Origin of the sequence: Cellulophaga sp. 20_2_10, assembly GCF_023476645.1 — a bacterium.
Taxonomy (GTDB): Bacteria; Bacteroidota; Bacteroidia; order Flavobacteriales; family Flavobacteriaceae; genus Cellulophaga.
This window is the reverse complement of record NZ_JAMCOJ010000001.1, coordinates 1-21,621: the sequence shown is the minus strand read 5'-3', so window position 1 is coordinate 21,621 and position 21,621 is coordinate 1. Positions and strand designations below refer to the sequence as shown.

Genomic DNA, 21,621 nt, shown 5'->3' with positions numbered 1-21,621 from the left:
CAGCCAAGTCTTTAAATGTTAAAGAAAACTTAAAATTTAAGATGTAAGAAATACAGTAAAAGAAAATTTTATTTAATTTCGGTAAGTTTAAAAATACTTGCAGAAACACCTAATTTTAAAAAGGATTCGGAAGAAATGTAATACGTATTATTCTCTAAATTGGTAACCCCTTCTATTTGAGCAAATCCAATATCTAAAGGTGTTTTTTTAACAGAACCAGAAAATAAATTAGCATCTGTAAAACCAGTAACTTCCACAGCAAAAGGCAACATAAACATATTATAACCTACGAGAACAACTTTGTCTGTTTTAGTATTATAATTGGCTCCTGTAACCATACCGTTAGTTTTATAATTGCCAACGCTTACCGCTGTATAACTGCCTTCTTTTTTTGGTATTTTATAGGCACTGGTCCCATTACCCTGCCATTGTTTAGTTAAAACAAATAAATCATCTCCTTTACTAAACAATGCTTCTGCATCAAAATTACTCCTACTTTTTCTGGCGTATGAGCCTTGATCTGGATATGTATAATATATCTTCTCTGCCGTTACTTTATCTGAAGCATTTATATCTTTTTTAGAAATTTTATAAATACAAAGATCTTTTCTGTCTCCATTATAATTACCAAAATCTGCAACGTAGATAAAATGTTGATCTTGTGTAATATCTTCCCAGTCAGTATTTTTTGCATTGGAAACAACAACTTTTCTAGTTACTTTAAATGTATTTTTATCTAAAAAATATAACGTTGGTGTATTACCAGAATCATTGTGCGTAATTAACTCGCCGTTATAATACAACAACCCAGATGACTCTGATACAACCTCAGGCAGAGCCCCTACAAGTTTACCTGTAAGTTGCGAACATATAGCACCCATAACAACCGCTGAAGTATATAAAATTACTAATTTAAATTTCATTATTGTTTTATAAAAAATTATAAGACTTACAAAATTACTTCTTATTCCCTAGATAACCACAAATTTTAAGTAAACCCTAACATAATAGGGGTTTTAAACACAGTACAACCATTATAATTTTATTTTGTCTAATATTTAACACAAATAGTTAGACATTTTTATATCTTTGTTGAACAGACACCCACAATTATGGCAAAAAAAAAGAATATAACAGCAGATGACATTGTTAGTTTTTATATGGATTTTGTATTAGAAAACGAAAAAGAACCCTCTTCTATTTATAAATTTAGTAAGACTAATAACTTTGAAGAATCTATATTTTACAAATATTTTAATTCTTTTGAAACATTAGAGAAGCATATATTTAATGCCTTTTTTAATCATACTTTAAAAGTACTAGAAGCAGATGAAGCTTATGCTACTTATGACAATAGAACAAAGCTTTTAAGTTTTTACTATACTTTTTTTGAGATGTTAACGGCAAATAGAAGCTACGTTGTTTATGCACTTAATAGGCACAAAAACAAGCTAAAATCTGTTAGTATGTTGGCCAAACTGAAAGAAAGCTTTGGGCATTACATTTCTAGTCTAGACATAAAGACAATAGATCTAAAACAAGAAAAACTAGAAAAAATTCAGCATAAGACAATTAGGGAATCTGGTTGGATACAACTAATTATAACTTTAAAATTTTGGTTAGATGACACTTCATCTTCATTTGAAAAGACAGACATTTTTATTGAAAAAAGCGTAAACACTACGTTTGATTTGTTAGACACAAAACCACTACAGAGTATTATAGATTTAGGGAAGTTTATATACAAAGAAAAAATTAATATGAATATATAGCCTATGAAAACGCTAGACAAGATTCCTACTTCTAAAATACAACGTGCAAGTAAATTAGTTACTACAGGAGCAAAAGTTGGTGTTAATTATCTTAAATATTACGGAGATAAATTAACAAAGTCAGAAACAGAGGCAAAAGATCGTTTAAATAAAAATAATGCAGAAGATATATACGACAGTCTTAAGGAATTAAAAGGAAGTGCTTTAAAGGTTGCACAGATGCTTAGTATGGAAAAAAGTATATTACCACAGGCTTATGTAGAAAAATTTTCTTTAGCTCAGTTTTCTGTTCCACCATTATCTGCTCCATTAGTACAAAAAACGTTTAAAAAATATTTTGGAAAATCTCCTAACGAGATTTTTGATACATTTAATTTAAACTCCGTTAATGCTGCTAGTATAGGACAAGTACATTATGCTGAGTTAGATTCTAGAAAACTAGCAGTAAAAATACAATATCCAGGAGTTGCAGATAGTATTTCTACAGATTTAGCTATGGTAAAACCTATCGCTATTAAAATGTTTAACATAAAGGGCAAAGACTCTGATAAATATTTTACTGAGGTAGAAAACAAGCTAATAGAAGAAACCAATTATTTATTGGAAATGAAGCAAAGTAAGGCTATGGTTTCTGCTTGTAAACACATACCAAACCTTAAGTTTCCTAAGTATTATGAAGATTTATCGTCTGAACGTATTATTACTATGGATTGGATGGTAGGTGAGCATTTAAGTGAATTTACGGCATACAATAAAGACCAAGTAAAGGCAGATAAAATAGGGCAAGCACTATGGGACTTTTATATGTACCAAATGCACGTGTTACGTAAAGTACATGCAGATCCACATCCTGGAAATTTTCTAATTTCTAAAGAGGCAGAATTAATTGCACTAGATTTTGGATGTATAAAAGAGGTTCCTAATAGTTTTTATGTACCTTATTTTGAGCTTGCCAAACCAGAGGTTATTAATAACCCTGTTTTATTCTCTCAAAAAATGCACGAATTAGAAATTTTAAAAGAAGAGGATACCAAAGAAGAAACTGAATTTTTCTCAGCTCTTTTTTACGAAATGTTAAGTCTGTTTACCAAACCTTTTCATGAAGAAACGTTTGATTTCTCCGATCCTGTATTTTTTAATCAGATAGCAGAACTAGGAGAAAAATATAGTAAAAGCGCAGAATTACGCAAAATGAATGGCAACAGGGGTTCTAAACATTTTATATACATAAACAGAACTTTTTTTGGCCTTTATAATTTAATGTTTGACCTAAAATCCAAAGACATTAAGATTAATAATTATTTAGCCCTTTAAAAGAATGATATCGTATTCTAAACAAAACATAGAAGAGCTAGAACACCTGTTTAAAATTAATTTAATAAACAGCGCTACGGGCTATAAGTCTGCCAATTTAATTGGTACTAAATCTCTTAACGGACAAGAGAATATAGCTGTTTTTAGTTCTGTTATTCATTTAGGATCTAGTCCTGCCTTGTTTGGCTTTATATGCAGACCTACGACAGTCCCAAGACATACCTACAAAAACATAGTAGAGACAAAAACATATACTATAAACCATATACATTTAGATATTATAGAAGACGCGCACCATACATCTGCTAAGTACCCTGAAGATGTATCAGAATTTTCTAAAACGAATCTAGAGCCCCAATATAAGAACAATTGTTATGCTCCTTTTCTAAAAGGTGCACCAGTACAACTAGAGTTAAAATTTGTAGAAGAAATACCTATTAAAGCTAACGGAACCATTATGGTTATTGGCGAAATAGTTAACTTACATGTAAACAAAGAGTTATTACAAAAAGATGGATTAATAGATTTATCTAAAGGAAATGTAGCCGCAATTAATGGATTAGACACCTATGCTGTAGCAAATAAAAACAAAAGGTTTACATACCAAAGACCTAAATAAATAATATGAAAATTCTAGTAACAGGTACAACAGGTTATATTGGCAAAAGACTAGTGCCTCTTTTAATTGAAGAGGGCCACACTGTTGTATGCGTGGTTAGAGATAAATTAAGAGCAGAAGAATGGTATAAAGAAGAACCTCTTATAACTGTTGTAGAGGCAGATTTTTTACAAGAAAATACGTTGCATACAATACCAAAAGATATAGATATAGCATATTATTTAATACACTCTATGTCTAACTCCTCTACTAATTTTAAATCTTTAGAGGAGCAATGCGCTATTAACTTTAAAAGATATATTGAAGAAACAGCAACAAAGCAGGTTATATATTTAAGCGGAATTACAAATGACCCTAAGTTGTCTATGCATTTGTCTTCTAGAAAATTAGTAGAAGAAACGTTAGCTTCTAATGTATATGCATTAACAACATTTAGAGCAGGTATAATTGTTGGTTCTGGAAGTTCTTCTTTTGAAATTATTAGAGATTTGGTAGAAAAACTACCTATAATGGTTGCCCCAAAATGGCTAGATACAAAAACACAACCTCTAGCAGTTAGAGATGTTTTATTGTTTTTGTCCAAAGCAATTGGCAAGGAGGAATTATACAATAAAGGAATAGATATTTTTGGTCCCAACGTACTTACATACAAACAAATGTTATTACAATTTGCTAAAGTAAGAGGCTTAAAGAGACGTATAATTACGGTTCCTGTAATGACACCTAAATTATCATCATACTGGTTGTACTTTGTAACATCTACATCTTATAAACTAGCATCTACTCTAGTAAAAAGTATGGGGGTAGAAATCATAGGCAAACCAAGTGCTATTAATTCTATTTTAAACATAGAACCAATTAGCTACAAAGCTGCCGTAGAATTGGCCTTCGAAAAAATAGAACAAAACAGTATTGTTTCTAGCTGGAAAGATTCTCTTATAAGTAGTGGTCGACTTAAAGGAAATTTACACAAATACATAAATGTGCCTAAATATGGTTGCTTTACAGACTATAAAGAACGTAAGGTTACAGATAAAAAGAAGACTATTAATAAGATTTGGGCTATTGGTGGATCTACAGGATGGTATTATGCTACTATTTTATGGAAATTTAGAGGCTATTTAGACAAGTTATTTGGTGGTATTGGTCTGCGTAGAGGAAGAACTAGTACAACAGATTTAAGTGCTGGTGATGCCTTAGATTTTTGGCGTGTTATTTATGCTGATAAAGAACAACAAAAATTGTTACTATATGCGGAAATGAAGTTACCCGGAGAGGCTTGGCTTGAGTTTAAAATTGAAGACAATATACTTAAACAAACAGCCACTTTTAGACCTAGAGGCTTAGGAGGTCGATTATATTGGTATAGCGTATTGCCTTTTCATATATTTATTTTTAACGGAATGATTAACAAATTAGCCACATAGAATATGACCTTAACTATAGAACAAATAGATCGTGTAATAGAAATGGCCTGGGAAGACAGAACCACTTTCGATGCTATAGAACATCAATTTGGATTGTCAGAAAAAGAGGTAATAACGGTAATGCGACAAGAAATGAAACCTAGTAGTTTTAAAATGTGGCGAAAACGTGTACAAGGACGTAAAACAAAGCACGCAAAACTAAGAACTTTTATAAGCGGAAGATTTAAATGTAGTAGACAAAAACAAATAACTAATAACACTATAAGCAAAAGATATTAAAGAAGTTATTTTTTTTAAAAAAATAGTGCTTTATTGCTAAAATTACTATATATTATAATGAGTTTAGATACAGTAGAAATAACAAACATAAAAAATAGCGTATCTGCAGAAGATATTGGTGACGACCATTTATACACAGGATTAAATACTCCTATTAAAAAAAATGCTTTTGCTCTAAGTGATGAGCAAAAAAAGGAAAAAATAGAAGTGTTATTTGGTGAAATAATGGATGTTATGGGCTTAGACCTAACTGACGATTCTTTACAAGGAACACCAAAACGTGTTGCCAAAATGTATATTGATGAAATTTTTTCTGGTTTAAATCCCATAAATAAGCCTAAAATTGCTTTATTTGAAAATAAATACCAATATAATCAGATTCTCGTAGAGAAAAACATTACATTTTACTCTAATTGCGAGCATCATTTTGTGCCAATTATAGGAAAAGCACACGTTGCTTATAAATCGTCTGGAAAAGTAATAGGATTGTCTAAACTTAACCGAATAGTACAATACTATGCAAAAAGACCACAAGTTCAAGAACGCTTAACAAACCAAATTGGTGTTGAGCTTCAAAAAATATTAAAAACAGAAGATGTTGCTGTAATAATAGATGCAAAACATTTATGTGTTGCATCTAGAGGTATTAAAGATGATGCCTCTACCACAATTACATCTTTTTACGGCGGAGAATTTAATAGTTCCGCAAAAATAACAGAAATACAAAACTATTTAAAACACTAAGAGTATGGAGATTATAGATAAAGCATTAGAATTTGAGAAAAGAAAAATGAAGTCGCTTTCTAACAGTGAGAGAGTTGAAATTTCTCGTGAGGCTAAAGCTCTTATTCTTGAGCTTAACCAATTGTACAAAGAAAACAAAGACGAAGAGATAATGGATTTAATGAAACGTCTTACAGTAATAAAGCGTAAGGTTGAGAAAAGATTAAATATGCAGCCGCTACCATAGCATTATTTCAGTAAAACATTTAAGAATAACCTATATAATTGGCAAATTACACTTGTCCAACTAGACATTCTTTGCCTAATTTTAAATAAAAACTAATGAAAACTACAGTTATTATTGGTGGCAGCAAAGGAATTGGTTTTGCCATTACAAAAGAGCTATTAGCAACAAATAAAGTTATTGTTATTAGTAGAACAGTACCAGATTTAGAACATACAAATCTAACGCATCATACATGCGATGTGCTTAAAGATGAATTACCAGAAATAGATTGTATAGATGGATTAGTATATTGCCCCGGTAGTATTAACCTTAAACCAATTACAAGACTCAGTATTGAGGATTTTAAAGAAGATTTTGAAATTAATGTAATTGGTGCAGTTAAAACAATTAAACATTATTTAAATGCTGTAAAAAAAGGCACTAACCCATCTATAGTTCTATTTAGTACAGTAGCCACAAAACTAGGAATGCCTTATCACGCAAGTATTGCAACTGCCAAAGCCGGTGTAGAAGGACTTGTTAAATCTTTAGGAGCAGAACTAGCGCCAAACGTACGTATTAATGCAATTGCACCAACTGTTACAAATACCGATCTAGCAGCAAAACTTTTACGCAACGAGAAAATGATAGAAAACATTAGAGAGAGACACCCTCTAAAACGTTTTTTAGACCCTACTGATGTAGCACATATGGCTAGTTTTTTACTAGGTGATAAGACATTAAGTATGTCTGGCCAAATACTAGAAGTAGATTGCGGTATTGTGAGCTTTAAACTATAGAATGAAAAAAATAATTATGCTTTCACTTATTACTATATTTTCAGCCTGTTCTACCAAATCTAAATCAGAACCAAAGGCTAGTATTTACGATATAAAAGTATACAGTTTAGATGGTAACGCTATTAATTTAGCCGATTTTAAAGGAAAAAAAATACTATTTGTAAATGTAGCCTCTAAATGTGGCTTTACAGGACAATATGAGGGTTTACAAGAATTGTATAATACGTACCAAAACAATCTAATGATTATTGGTCTTCCTTGTAATCAATTTGGAAGTCAAGAATCTGGATCTGAAGAAGAAATAAAAACGTTTTGTCAACTAAATTACGGTGTCACTTTTTTAATGACCGAAAAAATAAACGTTAAAGGAGAAGACCAGCATCCACTGTACGCATGGTTAACACAAAAAGAACTTAACGGAAGTACAACAACATCTGTAAAATGGAATTTTCAAAAATACTTAATAGATGAAGACGGTCGTTTTATAGACTACTACTACTCTACTACGAGTCCTTTAAGCACTAAAATAACAAAACACTTAAGCAAGTAAATTATGTTTGGTCTATTTAAAAAAAAATCCCCTATAACTAAATTACAAAAACAATACGAGCAACTAATGAAAGAGTATCACGCTCTTTCTACAAGCAACCGTAGCGCTAGTGATGCTAAATTTGCAGAAGCCGAGGCTATACAAGACAAAATAGTAGAACTAATGAAAAATACTAATGAAACTAGCTAAGTACATCATCCTGTTTCTAATTTTAAATTTTAGTGCCTTAGCATTAGGAATTTTACTTATGGATAACGGAGCACAATCTACTTGGTACCTAAACTTAAACAAAGCACCTTGGACGCCTCCAGGCTGGGTTTTTGGTGCTGCTTGGACTACCATAATGATATGTTTTGCCATTTACTTAGGCTACTTAGCAAAAGCTAGTAATAGCCTTAAGTTTATGATTATATACGCTGTACAGTGGTTTTTAAACGTAGGTTGGAATTTTGCTTTTTTTAATCAACATAATATTAAAATAGGTCTTGTTATTATTACGTCTTTAACTTTTGTTCTTATATATATAATTAATAAGTACAACAACAAATCCAAAGCAAAATCGCTGCTATTAGTGCCTTATATAATTTGGCTCTGTATTGCTACCTCATTAAATGCCTATATTTTAATATATAACTAGTATGAAAATTTATACCTTACACGAGAAGCAAAAATTACCAATTAGTTTGGAAACTGCTTGGGAATTTTTATCTAAACCAGAAAATTTAAAAACAATCACCCCTGATTATATGGGATTTATTATTTTATCTGGTGCAGATAGACCTATGTATCAAGGACAAATTATACAATATATAGTTACCCCTGTCTTAGGTATAAAAACAAAATGGGTTACAGAAATTACGCATATGGTGCGCAATGAATATTTTGTAGACGAGCAACGCTTTGGACCATATGCACTTTGGCATCACAAACATTTTATTAAAGAAATAGATGGTGGGGTAGAAATGGAAGACATTATAGACTATAAAGTTCCTTTCGGAATTTTAGGTCAGCTTATGCATCCTATTTTAGTTAAACCAAAATTAGAAGAAATTTTCAATCATAGAAAAAAGAAACTAAATGAACTATTTGGAGTCTACAAATAATAGGCTCAAACTATAGATTTTTAAACATAAGTTACATAATAAAAGATATAGTTTTAAGACAACTCTTATAATGTAATCTTATTTATCCTATTTTTTAATTAGAAATTGACTAATACCTCAATCAAAATGATAGATATATTAAGACTTATGTTTGAATTTTCGGCTGTAATTGTTTTTTGCTTATTACAGTTTATTATATACCCTTCCCTAACATACTATTCCAGAGAAGAATTACTAAAATGGTACCACACAGGAAGAGACAGAATATTCTTGTTTGCACTTATTTTAGCTCCTGGACACTTAATTACTTCTGTTTTACAACTGATAGACAGACAAAATTCATATACAATTATAAGCATACTTGTTATTCTGTTTATGTGGATACAACACATCACAATTATAGAACCAAAACACGGTAAAATAATAGCTGGTTTAGATTCGTCAGAAAGTATCAAAAAGTTTATATCAAAACAAAACCTAATAAGAATAATATTAGTATCATTCTTATTAGGTTGGACAATTTATAATACTTCAAAAAGTACTACTATGTGGTTAGGAAATAACTAACTACATTCTTATTATTTTTGCTCCAATAGCTCTTAGACGTTCATCAATATTTTCGTAACCTCTATCTATTTGTTCTATATTATGTATGGTAGATGTTCCTTTTGCAGATAAAGCTGCAATTAATAAAGATACACCTGCTCTAATATCTGGAGACACCATTGTTGTAGCCTTTAAAGTAGACTTAAAATCGTGGCCTATAACTGTTGCTCTATGTGGATCGCAAAGAATAACTTTAGCTCCCATATCTAATAATTTGTCTACAAAAAACAAACGGCTTTCAAACATTTTTTGATGTATTAAAACCTCTCCTTTTGCCTGCGTAGCAACTACCAAAATAATACTCAATAAATCTGGAGTTAAGCCCGGCCAAGGTGCATCTGAAATCGTTAAAATAGAACCGTCAATATAGTTTTGAATTTCATAACCATCTTTATGTTCTGGTATATAAATATCATCTCCTCTGCGTTCTAATGTAATACCCAATTTTCTAAAAACTGACGGTATCTGCCCTAGATCATCCCAACTTACGTTTTTAATCGTAAGTTCACTTTTTGTCATTGCAGCTAAGCCAATCCAACTACCAATTTCTATCATATCTGGTAGCATTCTGTGTTCTGTACCACCAAGAGCATCTACACCTTCTATAGTTAAAAGATTAGATCCTACACCGGTAATTTTAGCACCCATGCGATTTAGCATTTTACATAACTGTTGTAAGTATGGCTCACAAGCAGCATTATAAATAGTAGTTGTGCCTTCTGCTAAAACAGCGGCCATTACTATATTTGCCGTACCAGTTACAGAGGCCTCATCTAAAAGCATATACGTGCCTTTTAGTTTCTTAGCTTCTACTCCGTAAAAATATTCTTCTTTGTTGTATCTAAATTTTGCACCTAGATTAATAAAACCTTCAAAATGTGTATCTAATCTACGACGGCCAATTTTATCTCCGCCTGGTTTTGGTATATAACCTTTACCAAAACGTGCCAATAAAGGACCAACTAGCATTATAGATCCACGTAATCCACGACCATCTTCTTTAAATTGGTCAGACTGTAAGTAATCTAAGTTTACATCATCTGCTTTAAAGGTATAAGACCCTTTACCTCTTTTTTGAATTTTTACACCCAAATCTTCTAGTAGTGCTATCAGCTTATTAACATCTACAATGTCTGGTATGTTATTAATTTGTACTTCTTCAGGTGTTAATAACACTGCACAAAGTATCTGTAAAGCTTCATTTTTAGCTCCTTGCGGAGTAATATCTCCTTGTAGACGGTGACCGCCCTCAATTTTAAATGTCCCCATTTAAGATTTTATTATTTAGTACCGTTTTTTACCACGGTTATTATTGTTACTTCTTTGGTTGCTTTTTGCGTTGGTATATCTAGCATTAGACTTTGCTATTTTATTCTTTAAGAATTGCCCGCTTTCTGTTAACGTTTCTTCTTTTTTAGCTAAATCTATTCTTCCGTCGCTTAAATCGTATAAATGCTTAAATATAGCGCTATCATCTACTACATCTTTATTCCAATTTAGATAGCATTTTTTCATATGATTTGCAATAGCATATTCCAAACCATCTCTCATATCACCTTCTTCCCAGTCTACTGCAACATCAATCATACGTTTTATGTTATTGCCATAAAACCTATATTTTGGAAAATTCTGAGGGTACTCTAGTGGTTCTGGACGCTCTTGCAACATTTCCTTTGTAGTTACAGGAAAAGGAGAATCTACGTCTAATTTAAAATCAGCCATTATAAATAACTGATCCCATAGTTTGTGCTGAAAATCTGGCACATCTCTTAAATGAGGCTGCAAATTACCCATTACGCTAATAATCGCTTTCGCTACTTTATTGCGCTCTTCTACATCATCTATAGATATTGCATAGTCTACCATTTTTTGAAAATGACGACCGTATTCTGGAATAATGAGCTGATCGCGCTCAGTATTATACTCTAAGTTTTCTACTAAATTCAAACTAAAAAGATTTATGCTAATTTATATTCTAAAACGTGAAGTTCTACGTTTATGTTCTGCAAAGTACTAAAATAAATAAAACAAACACCAATTATAGGCGGTTTTATAACGATATAACTCCTTTTATCTTACCTACTTCTATATATTTAGCAATAATAGCATCCGAATCTTTCATACTTACAGTGATAGATACACTTGTATATTTACCATTTTTAGACTTTTTAGACACTATTACAGCACCTGTATTATCAAAAATTTGCTCTATTTTTTTAAACTTTTCTGGATCTGTTGGGATAATAAATTTATAGAGGTAATCAGCTGGCCAAGTGTTACTTAAATCTAACTGCTCTTTTAATCTTGCGTAAAATTCTTCTGGATTATCTGTATTCATACCATTTTTTTTACAAATATAGTGCAATACTGTATTTTACACCACTTTTTATGTAGTTCCTATTTTAGTTATCTTTGCTATATTAAATTAGCGTATTGAAACCAAAAAAGATAGTTATTACAGGAGGTCCTAGTACCGGAAAAACAACAGTTATTAATAAAATTGATGCTTTGGGATACACCTGTCTGCATGAGATTTCTAGAGATGTTACATTGGCTGCCAGAGAAGAAGGTATAACGCAGCTTTTTATAACCAATCCTTTATTATTTAGCGATAGATTATTAGCTGGCCGTTTAGACCAATTTAACACGGCAAATACCTTAGAAAAAGATATTGTTTTTCTAGACCGCGGGGTGCCAGATGTTGTGGCATATTTAAATGGAACGGATATTATGTATGGCGAAAATTACAAGGAAACTTGCAATGCTGCTAAATATGATGTCGTTTTTATTTTTCCACCATGGGAAGAAATACATTCGAACGACAATGAAAGGTATGAGGATTTTGAAGAAGCAAAACGCATTCACCAATTATTAGATCAAACCTACAAAGACTATGGCTACACCCCTATTATAGTACCAACAGGAACAGTAGAAGAACGTACTAATTTTATATTAGAAACCTTAAACATTAGCTAGTGCAGAAAAGTCCGCAAGATATTTTACAACAATACTGGGGATATGCTAGCTTTAGGGGCTCGCAAGAAAAAATTATAACGACCGTTTTAGAACAAAAAGATGCTTTAGCTTTACTACCAACAGGTGGCGGAAAATCTATTTGCTACCAAATTCCGGCTCTAGTACAAGACGGTATTTGCATCGTAGTCTCGCCCTTAATTGCCCTAATACAAGACCAAGTAGATAGCCTAAAGAAAAAAGGCATTAAAGCCATTGCTCTTACTGGCGGCATTTCTATAGATGAAGTTATAAACCTATTAGACAATTGTGTTTTTGGTAATTATAAATTTCTATATTTATCTCCAGAACGTTTACAACAAGATCTTATTAAGGAGCGTATTTTACAGATGAATGTAAACCTTATTGCTATAGATGAGGCACATTGTATTTCGCAATGGGGAAACGACTTTAGGCCTGCATATCAAAGTTGTGGCATATTAAGAGATATGTTCCCAGCAGTTCCTGTTTTAGCGCTTACTGCCACAGCTACAAAAAAAGTAGCAGAAGATATTATACAGAGTCTTCAATTTAGAGATTCTTTAATTATTAAAGATTCATTCTCTAGAGATAATATTACCTATAAAATTGTTTGGAACGAAGATAAGTTACATCAATTAAAAGAACTTTGCGCGCAAACTGAAAACAGTGCTATTGTTTATGTAAGATCTAGGCGTTTAACAGAGCAAATATCCGCGTATTTAAATAACAATGGGTTTGCAACTACGTTTTTTCACGGCGGTATTTCTAGAAAAGAAAAACAAAATAGACTTACAAATTGGCTTAAAAATAAAAGTAAAATTATTGTAGCTACCAATGCGTTTGGTATGGGTATAGACAAACCAGATGTTCGTTTGGTTGTGCATTACCAAATTCCAGATAGTATAGAAAATTACTACCAGGAAGCTGGTAGAGCTGGCAGAGATGGTCAAGAATCTAATGCTGTATTACTTTTAAATAAAGAAGATGAAACTCAAGTAAAACAACAGTTTTTAAGTGTTTTACCAGACATTACATTTTTAAAACTGTTATACAATAAGTTAAATAATTATTTTCAGATTTCTTACGGAGAAGATCGACCAGAAAAGTTTCAACTAAACTTTAATGCATTTTGTAGCACCTATAAACTAAAGGGTATGCTAACTTATAATGCACTAAAAATATTAGATCAGCATTCTGTTATATCCTTAGAAGAGAATTACAACAAACAAGCAACTATTCAATTTACAGCTACAAAACCCACACTTAATCAGTATTTAAGTACCCATAAGAGTTTGGTTACTATTATACAAACATTGTTAAGGACGTATGGTGGTATTTTTGAATATGAAATAAAGATTAACACAGTATTACTTTCTAAAAAATTGAACATAGAAGAAAATACAATTACGTTAGCTTTAGAAAAATTACAAAAAGACGAAATTATAGCCTACACTGCACAAAACAGTGACTTAGAACTTACTTTTTTAGTGCCAAGAGAAGATGATTTAACTATAAATGCATTTTCTAAAAAGGTAAAAGAGTTACAACAGGTAAAGGTGAACAACATAGATGCAATGTTAACGTATATTAAAACTGATACTATTTGCAGAAATGTACAACTACTAGCCTATTTTGGAGAAAAAAAGAAACGATGTGGTAAATGTGATGTTTGTTTAAAACAGGGACCACCAACAAATAATTTAATCTTAGAACTAGTTGCCGCAGAAATTATTACAAAGTTAAATTTTGCGAACCTAAGCTCTAGAGAACTCATACAAGCACTACCTTATAAAGAAGAAGTCGTTTTAAACACCTTACAGTCTTTATTAGAAGACAGTAAAATAGCAATTAATACACAAAACCAATATACAATACAATAATATGAGCAATTTACGCATTGTTTTTATGGGAACACCAGATTTTGCTGTTACCATTTTAGATAGTTTAGTACAAAACAAGTATACAGTAGTTGGTGTTATAACCGCTCCAGACAAACCTGCTGGACGTGGTAGAAAAATACACACTTCTGCAGTAAAGCAATATGCAGAAAAAAATAACCTTACCATACTACAACCAACAAACTTAAAGGACCCTAGCTTTATTAAGGAACTAGAAGACCTACAAGCAAACCTACAAATTGTTGTCGCTTTTAGAATGCTACCTAAAGTTGTTTGGCAAATGCCTAAGTATGGTACATTTAATTTACACGCATCTTTATTACCACAGTACCGTGGGGCCGCGCCAATTAACTGGGCTATTATAAATGGAGAAACAGAAACAGGGGTTACTACATTTTTTATTGATGATAAAATTGATACAGGTGAAACCATACTACACAAAAAAACAAACATTACTACAACAGAAAACGCAGGTGTATTGCACGACAGGTTAATGAACCTTGGTGCAGAACTAGTGATAGAAACATTAGAACAGATTGAAAATGGCAGTGTAAACACCAAAAAACAAGAAGATCACAGCGATTTAAAGTTAGCCTACAAGATACATAAGGACACTTGTAAAATAGATTGGACAGCAAACGCCACAAAAACCTACAATTTAATAAGAGGTTTAAGTCCATACCCAGCAGCTTGGACTACCTTATATAATGATGATGGTAGCACCCCACTAAAAGTATACACAACAGAATTAGAAGAAATAGAACACAACCTAACTCCTGGTAAATTAGTTTTTGATAAGAAAACAATTAAAGTTGCAGTTCCAAATGGCTACATTAATTTGTTAGAAATACAGCTTTCTGGCAAGCGAAGAATGAAAACTAGCGATGTTTTAAACGGCTTACAATTAAAAGAAACTGCATATTTAGGCTAGCTAACACGTTTTTTGATCCAAAAATGCGTAGAAAAACCCCTACTTTATTAACAAACACTCCTAGTTATTAACAAAATGGCGTATTTCCCTGCAATTTACTTGCGTTAAAGTTAAATCCATATAAATTTGTTAGGAGAATATAAGTTATTAAACAACAATTAATTTAATTTAATTATGAACAAAACAGAATTAATCGATGCAATGGCAGCTGACGCTGGCATCACTAAAGCAGCAGCAAAGAAAGCATTAGAGTCTTTTTTAGGAAACGTTGAAGGATCACTTAAAAAAGGTGGTAGAGTTTCTTTAGTAGGTTTTGGATCTTGGTCTGTAACAAGAAGAGAAGCTAGAGACGGTAGAAACCCACAAACTGGTAAAACTATCAAAATAGCAGCTAAAAACGTTGTTAAATTTAAAGCTGGTACTGAGTTAAGCAACTCTGTAAACTAAGTAATAGTTTTTTAAGATATAAAAGCGCTTCTCTTGAGAAGCGCTTTTTTTATGGGGTTATTTTTTATTTCTCGTAAAATTTATTTACTTTAATTGAATAAACACGATTATATGCCAACTAACCACCCACAAAAAGGAAATCTTCTTGTTGCAGAACCGTCTTTAACAGGCGATGTTTCTTTTAACAGATCTATTGTATTATTAGCAGAGCATAACAAAGAAGGTTCTGTAGGCTTTATTCTTAATAAGCCATTAAAATATACCATTAATGATTTAGTAGAGGATATAAAAGCCTCTTTTAAAGTATATAATGGCGGACCAGTAGAACAAGACAATCTATACTTTATACACAAAGTACCACACCTTATAGAAGACAGTATAGAAATATCTAACGGTATTTTTTGGGGAGGTAATTTTCAAAAAATAGTAGGTTTAATAAATGACAATACCATTACCCATAAAGATATCCGCTTTTTCCTTGGTTATTCTGGTTGGGATTCTCTTCAGTTAGACTTTGAGTTAAGTTCTAAATCTTGGATTGTAACGCACAACATATACAAAAGTGCTATTTTAGAAAAATGTACCATTGATCTTTGGAAAGAAAAAATGGATGAGCTTGGTGGCGATTATTTACTATGGTCTAACGCTCCAGAAAACCCTGCATTAAACTAAGACAACCTAGCTAAAGCATTTAATTTACCTAATAAATCTTTAGCAACCTTATTATCAAATTCTTTTTTCCTGTACTTTGTAATAGACTGTATACCAGTAATTGCATTTGTTACAAAAAGTTCATCGGCCTTTTGCAATTCAAAAGGAGAAATAGATGCTTCTTCTAGTGTATAATTTTCTAGCTTCTCTAAACTTGCGATTAATTTTTTACGGGTAATACCATTTAAACATCCATCTTTTAAAGGAGGTGTTTTTATAACGGATCCTTTCACCAAGAATAAATTGCCATTTAAAGCCTCTACAACCTGTTTTGCATTGTTTAGCAGTAAACAGTTGTCGTAACCATTTTCGTTAGCGTAAATGCTTCCTAAGACGTTTATAATTCTATTATTAGACTTTAATGTAGCTAACAATCCCGTATTAACATAATGATCTTTAAAAAGCTCTACCTCATAAGCTCCTTCTTTATGTATATAAAAAGGGTTATCTAGTGCTTTAGTCTCAATTATATAACTAATATTATTTGTAACTGGTAAGTACAAACCGCCATTATCTCTATACACCGTAATACGTATGCGCACGGCACTATTTTGCATTTGACTAGCTTCTATGGTTTCTAGAATTTGTTCTTCTAGATATTCCATCGTAAAATTCATAGGTATCTCCATACGTAGAATACGCATAGATGCCATAAGGCGTAGGTAGTGATCTTCCCAAAAGTAAATTTTACCGTTTACAACACGTATACTTTCAAATAATGAATCGCCATAACGCAACCCTCTATTTTCTTCATTTAAAAATAATGCGTTGTTTTCTAGTAATTCTCCGTTAAAATTGATCATAAAAAAAGCCTTGAAAAAAATTCAAGGCCAAAGATATTGTTTATTTCATAATTTCTAGGCAGATCCTAGAACTTGTTTTAAACTAGAAATCTGGTTTGTCCATAATAATTTACCTTCTTCTACTTCATCTTCATCAGCAAAATCAGATATAAACAAAGAAACATCAGATGTTATGTCGTCTACTTTTATACGTAGTTCAAAATAACAGCTGTCATCTTCTTCTTCTTCCCAGGTAAAACGGATAAATTCGTCGCTTTTTTTCTTTAGTAAATTAGCAACTTCTTCAGATCCGTCCCAAATAAAGGTAAATTTCTCTCCTCTAGAATTCACGTTGTCTGCAAACCATTCTGATAATCCAGATGGTGTAGATATATATTGATAAAGCATTTGTGGTGATGATTGTATCACAAACTCTAGCTCATAGTTAATTTTATCACTCATTCTCGTAATGTTTAGAAAAGGCAATATATATATTTCTCTATGATAAAAAAACAAAAAATGATATAATATTTTTATGAAAATTTATTTTGATTATCAGGAAAAAGATATATATATTTGCAGCCGTTAAAAAAAACACCTGGCGAGGTAGCTCAGTTGGTTAGAGCGTCGGATTCATAACCCGGAGGTCACGAGTTCAACTCTCGTTCTCGCTACAAGTATAGTACGAAAAGTCAAGATTTATATCTTGACTTTTTTTGTTTAGGTACAACATAGGTACAACAAATTGATTTTTTTTACTCATCATAGTAGAACAATACAAATTACCTTAAAAGCTATTAATTGCTATAATAAGCATTCAAAACAAGACATCTTTGTGTCAATATTCTTATTTTAAAAAAAATAACCTCTTTATTTCTATATACATACTCTTTTTAAATTTATTTTTTTTTTAAAACTTCATGACTTACTGTGAATTGATTTCAAATTGTATTTTTACGTGAGCAATCACAAGAAGACACATCTTTATCAATAGAGGAGCGCAGTTGTGAATTGATTTCAAATTGTATTTTTACGTGAGCAATCACAAGGTATATTTTATCCTTATCGTACGCCATAATGTTGTGAATTGATTTCAAATTGTATTTTTACGTGAGCAATCACAAGGTCAATCCCAAAATATTGAGTAAAATCAATACTTTGGGATTCCTTTTTTAGATAAAAAATAACTATTGCAAGAAAAGCTTAAAGGCATTTTATTTTGATTTTTTTTATCCTAATTAAAATAATTGTAATTGTTGACTTGGTTTAGGTAAATCAACTTCTTTTATTCCATGAAACAATTCCATATTACCAAATTGCTTATCTGTAATTTCTAAAATACAAACTTTACCGTGTTTTGGTAAACTTAACTTCACTCTTTTAGTAAGTACTTTAGCATTTTCCCTACTAGGACAATGTCTTAAGTAAATAGAAAATTGAAACATAGTAAACCCATCGTCAATTAATTTTTTACGAAATTGACCTGCAACCTTTCTTTCTCTCTTGGTTTCTGTTGGTAAATCAAAAAACACTAAAATCCACATAATTCTATAAGCATTATATCTTTTTGATGACATTTTAATTAATCTAGTTCGGGGTACTTTATCTGTCTTAACTCTCCTGTAAAACATTTATACAAGCTAGCTGTTGTTGTAGAAACAGCAATAAATAGTGGTCTTACAACTCCATCAATAAATACATCTTGTGTTGCAATTGCTAAAATCGTTGCTTTAGCATCTTTATTTAGCTCATAGTTATTGTTATTAGCTATATAATTGTAAACTAGCTTATCTACAAAAGGTCTATAATATCATCTGCTAAACAATAGGGATTGTACTTATTTTTATGGAAAACACCTAGAACAGGCAATAGTCCGCTACTTACTAAAGCTCTAGCTACAATACTTCTTAAAACTGCATACCCAAAATTCAATAAATTATTAGGTTCTTCTCCGTAACGTTCTCTAGAAAAATTCTCAAATAAATGTTTCCAATAAAATTGAGCAGCAATACCTTCTCTATTAGAAGTATCTCCACTTTTTACATTTAATCTATATTCTGCCAATGGTTCTGATACTCTATTATTTAAATCTAAAAGAGCTTTTTGGTTTTCTAATTTTTGCTCAACTGTTTGTTTCCAAAGTTGTTTTTTTAAAGGTTCTGAAGCTGCTAATTGATGTTTAATTCTCTCAGAATATTCTGAATGACCATACAATGGTAACATCATACCGAAAGGCAAATGATGTTCATCGCAACTAATTATGGCAACATTATTGCCCTGTAGCTTTATCAATAATTGATTAGAAATTGTTATCTGATAATGATCTAGCATTAACAAAGCAATATCTTCAATTGACACAGTTCCTTTAATTTCTTTCGTTTCTGGCTCTTGGACAACTAATTGCTTTTGTTTCAGTTTTAAATAGGATGGATTACCAATATAGATAGTTCTTTTTATCATGATAGAATTTTTACATTACCAATTCTACTTAAATTTAATTTTAAACACCTTTCCTTTATCCTAATATTATCAATCGACAATTCAGACTTATTTAGACTACCAAACTCACCCGTTTTAGTTTTTGAATTATAGGTTTTAATTAATTTGGCTATATGATTATTAACAAAATGACATTCTGTACCAGTAGAACTAACCATCTTATAAACTCTAGAAACTTGTTTATTAGATAGATTATTAAAATCGACTAAAGATTTATTTTCTAATTCTTCATTTGTTGGAACATAGACCAAATCATTAGGAGAAAGAGTAAATAAAAAACCCCCTTTTATATTACTTGGCTGTATTGGTAATCGTTTTTCTTTTGGAAGTGATGCTGTTTGCTTTTGATGTGCTATAACCTCATTTAAAGGAATGGTTTCAAATACTCTTTTTTTCTTTTCTTCATCATAATAAATTGCAAAGAATAAATTTGTTCCCTTGGCAGCTTCTACAAACTTAGTTCCTTTAGCACCACTTTCTCCAATACTAAATTTACTACCTTCTTCATACAAACGTACTTTATAAATTGGATAATGATTTTTACCATTATTTAATACTTTTATATTTTTATTTAAAGCATCAACACCATCAGTATTAAAAGCTAAATCAAATCGCTCTTTTTGGTCATCCTCAATATAATTCTGTAAATGTCTTTCTAAAATAGTTATGATACCACCATCAGTAATAGATTCAAGTTGTTTTCTAGTAAACTTTTCATTTAAAGCTACTCTAGTAGCAGTTGCATTTTCAGACCATTCAAATACTTTTGTTTTAGTAATTTCTTTTCTTTCAATTAAAAGAGGTGATTCCTTTAAATATTTTCTAACTTTTTTTAAATCATTATCAAAAAGAGTTAATAAACTCTTTACTTTTCTTTTAATTGATTTATCAACAATTAAGTCAGGTTTATCTAAATAACTAGTAATATTACTAAACCCTTTTTTTATCTTTTTTATTTTAACAGCACCAGATACTGTTTCTTTATGCATTGGTTTTCTAATAGCCCAATTTGTTTTATTAGTTGAGTTTGTAGCGTCTTTTTGTTTTTTTAATATTTTTTTAAAAGTTCCATCGCTTTATGGTTCCCATTGCCAAGTTTTATTATTCGTTTTATTTATTATTCTTAAATTTTGCTTAAAACTGATAATTATCTTTTCTAAGTCTTCCTTAGCTTCTGTAGAGAAATTTGCCCAAGGAAGTTGAAAATGTTTTGTAAAATCTCCTTGTTTATTCTTTATTAACAAACTCTCTTTTAAACCGTAATTTTCTCTTTCAGAATTTAAAGAGCCTAAATAATTAGTATGCTTTTTTGTACAACAAGCTATTATTAAAGCATCTAACGCATGGTGTCTATGATCTATTCTTTTTTTACTGAATCCTCTTGAAATTTCATCTGGTACCTTTGTTCTAAAAGCATTAATTTTTGAATCCCATTCTCCAAAATCGTTAGAGCTTGTCAATTCATTTAATCTCATAAATCTAGGAGCAACAATTTCATTCCATTTATCATTTAAACCCCAATCTTGTTTTAATCTAGAAGTAATTGAGCCTGTAACTGGCACAAGACGTTTTGTTGTAGCTTCTTTTTCTCCTTCTTCTCTAACAATATTACTTAAAAGAGTTTTAACAACTTTACTGATATATCTACTATCATTTAATTGTCTATTTATAAACCCTTCAGGAATATCTTCTGATAATAAATTATTTAGTTTTGTTCTGTTTTTTTTAAAATATTGTTTACAATGTTTCTCGTATTTATCAATATTAAATAAAGTGACTGTATTTCCATCGCTTAAAGTAACAACCCTACCTCCTTCTCCTTTTAAAAACTCATAGGCTGTTTTATTATCTTTTATTGAGTTAGTCATTTAGTTTCCGTATCTTATAGCTTTAAAACATTGATATATGGATAATTTTGAAGGTCAAGATATACTAAACTT

Annotated in this window: 27 protein-coding genes, 1 tRNA gene and 1 pseudogene; 19 read left to right on the top strand and 10 right to left on the bottom strand. The window is 31.0% G+C overall.

Going from position 1 to position 21,621, the window contains the following annotated elements; all coding sequences use genetic code 11:
• Nucleotides 1-68 precede the first annotated feature (68 nt).
• Nucleotides 69-923, bottom strand: coding sequence for a glutaminyl-peptide cyclotransferase (locus M4I21_RS00145; RefSeq protein WP_249556927.1), 855 nt, complete (start codon nucleotides 921-923; stop codon nucleotides 69-71).
• Nucleotides 924-1,112: 189 nt separating this feature from the next.
• Between M4I21_RS00145 and M4I21_RS00140 the strand changes: the two genes are divergently transcribed.
• The 13 genes from M4I21_RS00140 to M4I21_RS00080 all read left to right on the top strand — a co-directional run bounded on the left by M4I21_RS00140 (nucleotide 1,113) and on the right by M4I21_RS00080 (nucleotide 9,380).
• Nucleotides 1,113-1,772 carry a TetR family transcriptional regulator C-terminal domain-containing protein gene (locus M4I21_RS00140; RefSeq protein ID WP_249556926.1) on the top strand — a complete coding sequence of 220 codons (660 nt, stop codon included), beginning with the start codon at nucleotides 1,113-1,115 and terminating at the stop codon, nucleotides 1,770-1,772.
• Nucleotides 1,773-1,775: 3 nt separating this feature from the next.
• Nucleotides 1,776-3,086 (top strand): ABC1 kinase family protein, encoded by a 1,311-nt coding sequence (locus tag M4I21_RS00135; RefSeq protein ID WP_249556925.1) that lies wholly within the window; start codon nucleotides 1,776-1,778, stop codon nucleotides 3,084-3,086.
• Nucleotides 3,087-3,090: 4 nt separating this feature from the next.
• Nucleotides 3,091-3,705 carry a flavin reductase family protein gene (locus M4I21_RS00130; RefSeq protein ID WP_249556924.1) on the top strand — a complete coding sequence of 205 codons (615 nt, stop codon included), beginning with the start codon at nucleotides 3,091-3,093 and terminating at the stop codon, nucleotides 3,703-3,705.
• A gap of 5 nt (nucleotides 3,706-3,710) precedes the next feature.
• On the top strand, nucleotides 3,711-5,132 hold the full coding sequence (locus M4I21_RS00125; RefSeq protein ID WP_249556923.1) for an SDR family oxidoreductase: 1,422 nt from the start codon (nucleotides 3,711-3,713) through the stop codon (nucleotides 5,130-5,132).
• Nucleotides 5,133-5,135: 3 nt separating this feature from the next.
• A complete protein-coding gene (locus M4I21_RS00120) occupies nucleotides 5,136-5,411 on the top strand; it encodes a TIGR03643 family protein (RefSeq protein WP_249556922.1) in 276 nt (91 codons plus the stop codon).
• 57 nt (nucleotides 5,412-5,468) lie between these two features.
• A complete protein-coding gene (gene folE, locus M4I21_RS00115; RefSeq protein ID WP_249556921.1) occupies nucleotides 5,469-6,155 on the top strand; it encodes a GTP cyclohydrolase I FolE in 687 nt (228 codons plus the stop codon).
• Nucleotides 6,156-6,159: 4 nt separating this feature from the next.
• Nucleotides 6,160-6,381, top strand: coding sequence for a hypothetical protein (locus tag M4I21_RS00110; RefSeq protein ID WP_072302478.1), 222 nt, complete (start codon nucleotides 6,160-6,162; stop codon nucleotides 6,379-6,381).
• Nucleotides 6,382-6,476: 95 nt separating this feature from the next.
• Nucleotides 6,477-7,160, top strand: coding sequence for an SDR family NAD(P)-dependent oxidoreductase (locus tag M4I21_RS00105; protein ID WP_249556920.1), 684 nt, complete (start codon nucleotides 6,477-6,479; stop codon nucleotides 7,158-7,160).
• A gap of 1 nt (nucleotide 7,161) precedes the next feature.
• Nucleotides 7,162-7,710, top strand: coding sequence for a glutathione peroxidase (locus tag M4I21_RS00100; protein ID WP_249556919.1), 549 nt, complete (start codon nucleotides 7,162-7,164; stop codon nucleotides 7,708-7,710).
• Nucleotides 7,711-7,713: 3 nt separating this feature from the next.
• Nucleotides 7,714-7,899 carry a Lacal_2735 family protein gene (locus M4I21_RS00095; RefSeq protein WP_249556918.1) on the top strand — a complete coding sequence of 62 codons (186 nt, stop codon included), beginning with the start codon at nucleotides 7,714-7,716 and terminating at the stop codon, nucleotides 7,897-7,899.
• On the top strand, nucleotides 7,886-8,347 hold the full coding sequence (locus M4I21_RS00090; RefSeq protein ID WP_249556917.1) for a TspO/MBR family protein: 462 nt from the start codon (nucleotides 7,886-7,888) through the stop codon (nucleotides 8,345-8,347). The genes M4I21_RS00095 and M4I21_RS00090 overlap by 14 nt, the downstream gene beginning before the upstream one ends.
• 1 nt (nucleotide 8,348) lies before the next feature.
• Nucleotides 8,349-8,813: an SRPBCC family protein gene (locus M4I21_RS00085; RefSeq protein ID WP_249556916.1), complete on the top strand. Its 465-nt coding sequence runs from the start codon at nucleotides 8,349-8,351 to the stop codon at nucleotides 8,811-8,813.
• A gap of 126 nt (nucleotides 8,814-8,939) precedes the next feature.
• Entirely contained in the window at nucleotides 8,940-9,380 is a 441-nt protein-coding gene (locus M4I21_RS00080; protein WP_249556915.1) for a hypothetical protein, read from the top strand.
• Here the strand turns inward: M4I21_RS00080 and murA are convergent, their stop codons facing one another.
• From murA to M4I21_RS00065, 3 genes are all read right to left on the bottom strand, one after another.
• On the bottom strand, nucleotides 9,381-10,688 hold the full coding sequence (murA, locus tag M4I21_RS00075) for a UDP-N-acetylglucosamine 1-carboxyvinyltransferase (RefSeq protein WP_249556914.1): 1,308 nt from the start codon (nucleotides 10,686-10,688) through the stop codon (nucleotides 9,381-9,383).
• Between the two features lie 15 nt (nucleotides 10,689-10,703).
• A complete protein-coding gene (locus M4I21_RS00070) occupies nucleotides 10,704-11,366 on the bottom strand; it encodes a DUF4290 domain-containing protein (RefSeq protein WP_249556913.1) in 663 nt (220 codons plus the stop codon).
• A 103-nt stretch (nucleotides 11,367-11,469) separates the two neighbouring features.
• On the bottom strand, nucleotides 11,470-11,757 hold the full coding sequence (locus M4I21_RS00065; protein WP_249556912.1) for a DUF493 family protein: 288 nt from the start codon (nucleotides 11,755-11,757) through the stop codon (nucleotides 11,470-11,472).
• A gap of 95 nt (nucleotides 11,758-11,852) precedes the next feature.
• On the opposite strand from M4I21_RS00065, the gene M4I21_RS00060 reads away from it, so the two are divergent.
• From M4I21_RS00060 to M4I21_RS00040, 5 genes are all read left to right on the top strand, one after another.
• Nucleotides 11,853-12,395: an AAA family ATPase gene (locus M4I21_RS00060; RefSeq protein WP_249556911.1), complete on the top strand. Its 543-nt coding sequence runs from the start codon at nucleotides 11,853-11,855 to the stop codon at nucleotides 12,393-12,395.
• A complete protein-coding gene (locus M4I21_RS00055) occupies nucleotides 12,395-14,293 on the top strand; it encodes a RecQ family ATP-dependent DNA helicase (RefSeq protein ID WP_249556910.1) in 1,899 nt (632 codons plus the stop codon). Before M4I21_RS00060 ends, M4I21_RS00055 begins: the two co-directional genes overlap by 1 nt.
• 1 nt (nucleotide 14,294) lies before the next feature.
• Nucleotides 14,295-15,242 (top strand): methionyl-tRNA formyltransferase, encoded by a 948-nt coding sequence (fmt, locus tag M4I21_RS00050; RefSeq protein WP_249556909.1) that lies wholly within the window; start codon nucleotides 14,295-14,297, stop codon nucleotides 15,240-15,242.
• A gap of 174 nt (nucleotides 15,243-15,416) precedes the next feature.
• Nucleotides 15,417-15,689, top strand: coding sequence for an HU family DNA-binding protein (locus M4I21_RS00045; RefSeq protein WP_072302490.1), 273 nt, complete (start codon nucleotides 15,417-15,419; stop codon nucleotides 15,687-15,689).
• A gap of 111 nt (nucleotides 15,690-15,800) precedes the next feature.
• Nucleotides 15,801-16,361: a YqgE/AlgH family protein gene (locus M4I21_RS00040; RefSeq protein WP_249556908.1), complete on the top strand. Its 561-nt coding sequence runs from the start codon at nucleotides 15,801-15,803 to the stop codon at nucleotides 16,359-16,361.
• On the opposite strand, the gene M4I21_RS00035 is transcribed toward M4I21_RS00040, so the two are convergent.
• Together M4I21_RS00035 and M4I21_RS00030 are read right to left on the bottom strand one after the other, a co-directional pair.
• The gene (locus tag M4I21_RS00035) at nucleotides 16,358-17,203 is read right to left on the bottom strand and encodes an aminotransferase class IV (RefSeq protein WP_249556907.1); all 846 of its coding nucleotides are present in this window, start codon (nucleotides 17,201-17,203) and stop codon (nucleotides 16,358-16,360) included. The two genes, M4I21_RS00040 and M4I21_RS00035, sit on opposite strands and share 4 nt — an antisense overlap.
• Nucleotides 17,204-17,257: 54 nt before the next feature.
• Complete coding sequence (locus M4I21_RS00030; RefSeq protein ID WP_249556906.1) at nucleotides 17,258-17,644, bottom strand: START-like domain-containing protein; 387 nt, start codon at nucleotides 17,642-17,644, stop codon at nucleotides 17,258-17,260.
• A gap of 138 nt (nucleotides 17,645-17,782) precedes the next feature.
• On the opposite strand from M4I21_RS00030, the gene M4I21_RS00025 reads away from it, so the two are divergent.
• Nucleotides 17,783-17,856: transfer RNA gene (locus M4I21_RS00025), tRNA-Met, on the top strand.
• Nucleotides 17,857-18,420: 564 nt separating this feature from the next.
• Here M4I21_RS00025 and cas2 read toward each other — a convergent pair.
• From cas2 to cas9, 4 genes and pseudogenes are all read right to left on the bottom strand, one after another.
• Nucleotides 18,421-18,759, bottom strand: a complete 339-nt coding sequence (cas2, locus tag M4I21_RS00020) for a CRISPR-associated endonuclease Cas2 (protein ID WP_249556905.1) — start codon at nucleotides 18,757-18,759, stop codon at nucleotides 18,421-18,423.
• A 5-nt stretch (nucleotides 18,760-18,764) separates the two neighbouring features.
• Nucleotides 18,765-19,642, bottom strand: a pseudogene (gene cas1, locus M4I21_RS00015) (type II CRISPR-associated endonuclease Cas1).
• On the bottom strand, nucleotides 19,639-20,670 hold the full coding sequence (locus M4I21_RS00010; RefSeq protein ID WP_249556904.1) for a hypothetical protein: 1,032 nt from the start codon (nucleotides 20,668-20,670) through the stop codon (nucleotides 19,639-19,641). Before M4I21_RS00010 ends, cas1 begins: the two are co-directional and overlap by 4 nt.
• 87 nt (nucleotides 20,671-20,757) lie before the next feature.
• The gene (cas9, locus tag M4I21_RS00005) at nucleotides 20,758-21,549 is read right to left on the bottom strand and encodes a type II CRISPR RNA-guided endonuclease Cas9 (RefSeq protein WP_249556903.1); all 792 of its coding nucleotides are present in this window, start codon (nucleotides 21,547-21,549) and stop codon (nucleotides 20,758-20,760) included.
• Nucleotides 21,550-21,621: the final 72 nt, after the last annotated feature.

Coding starts and splice junctions, on each gene's coding strand:
- M4I21_RS00145 (WP_249556927.1), bottom strand. CDS start 923: ATGAAATTTAAATTAGTAATTTTATATACTTCAGCGGTTGTTATGGGT.
- M4I21_RS00140 (WP_249556926.1), top strand. CDS start 1,113: ATGGCAAAAAAAAAGAATATAACAGCAGATGACATTGTTAGTTTTTAT.
- M4I21_RS00135 (WP_249556925.1), top strand. CDS start 1,776: ATGAAAACGCTAGACAAGATTCCTACTTCTAAAATACAACGTGCAAGT.
- M4I21_RS00130 (WP_249556924.1), top strand. CDS start 3,091: ATGATATCGTATTCTAAACAAAACATAGAAGAGCTAGAACACCTGTTT.
- M4I21_RS00125 (WP_249556923.1), top strand. CDS start 3,711: ATGAAAATTCTAGTAACAGGTACAACAGGTTATATTGGCAAAAGACTA.
- M4I21_RS00120 (WP_249556922.1), top strand. CDS start 5,136: ATGACCTTAACTATAGAACAAATAGATCGTGTAATAGAAATGGCCTGG.
- folE (WP_249556921.1), top strand. CDS start 5,469: ATGAGTTTAGATACAGTAGAAATAACAAACATAAAAAATAGCGTATCT.
- M4I21_RS00110 (WP_072302478.1), top strand. CDS start 6,160: ATGGAGATTATAGATAAAGCATTAGAATTTGAGAAAAGAAAAATGAAG.
- M4I21_RS00105 (WP_249556920.1), top strand. CDS start 6,477: ATGAAAACTACAGTTATTATTGGTGGCAGCAAAGGAATTGGTTTTGCC.
- M4I21_RS00100 (WP_249556919.1), top strand. CDS start 7,162: ATGAAAAAAATAATTATGCTTTCACTTATTACTATATTTTCAGCCTGT.
- M4I21_RS00095 (WP_249556918.1), top strand. CDS start 7,714: ATGTTTGGTCTATTTAAAAAAAAATCCCCTATAACTAAATTACAAAAA.
- M4I21_RS00090 (WP_249556917.1), top strand. CDS start 7,886: ATGAAACTAGCTAAGTACATCATCCTGTTTCTAATTTTAAATTTTAGT.
- M4I21_RS00085 (WP_249556916.1), top strand. CDS start 8,349: ATGAAAATTTATACCTTACACGAGAAGCAAAAATTACCAATTAGTTTG.
- M4I21_RS00080 (WP_249556915.1), top strand. CDS start 8,940: ATGATAGATATATTAAGACTTATGTTTGAATTTTCGGCTGTAATTGTT.
- murA (WP_249556914.1), bottom strand. CDS start 10,688: ATGGGGACATTTAAAATTGAGGGCGGTCACCGTCTACAAGGAGATATT.
- M4I21_RS00065 (WP_249556912.1), bottom strand. CDS start 11,757: ATGAATACAGATAATCCAGAAGAATTTTACGCAAGATTAAAAGAGCAG.
- fmt (WP_249556909.1), top strand. CDS start 14,295: ATGAGCAATTTACGCATTGTTTTTATGGGAACACCAGATTTTGCTGTT.
- M4I21_RS00045 (WP_072302490.1), top strand. CDS start 15,417: ATGAACAAAACAGAATTAATCGATGCAATGGCAGCTGACGCTGGCATC.
- M4I21_RS00040 (WP_249556908.1), top strand. CDS start 15,801: ATGCCAACTAACCACCCACAAAAAGGAAATCTTCTTGTTGCAGAACCG.
- M4I21_RS00035 (WP_249556907.1), bottom strand. CDS start 17,203: ATGATCAATTTTAACGGAGAATTACTAGAAAACAACGCATTATTTTTA.
- M4I21_RS00030 (WP_249556906.1), bottom strand. CDS start 17,644: ATGAGTGATAAAATTAACTATGAGCTAGAGTTTGTGATACAATCATCA.
- cas2 (WP_249556905.1), bottom strand. CDS start 18,759: ATGTCATCAAAAAGATATAATGCTTATAGAATTATGTGGATTTTAGTG.
- M4I21_RS00010 (WP_249556904.1), bottom strand. CDS start 20,670: ATGCATAAAGAAACAGTATCTGGTGCTGTTAAAATAAAAAAGATAAAA.
- cas9 (WP_249556903.1), bottom strand. CDS start 21,549: ATGACTAACTCAATAAAAGATAATAAAACAGCCTATGAGTTTTTAAAA.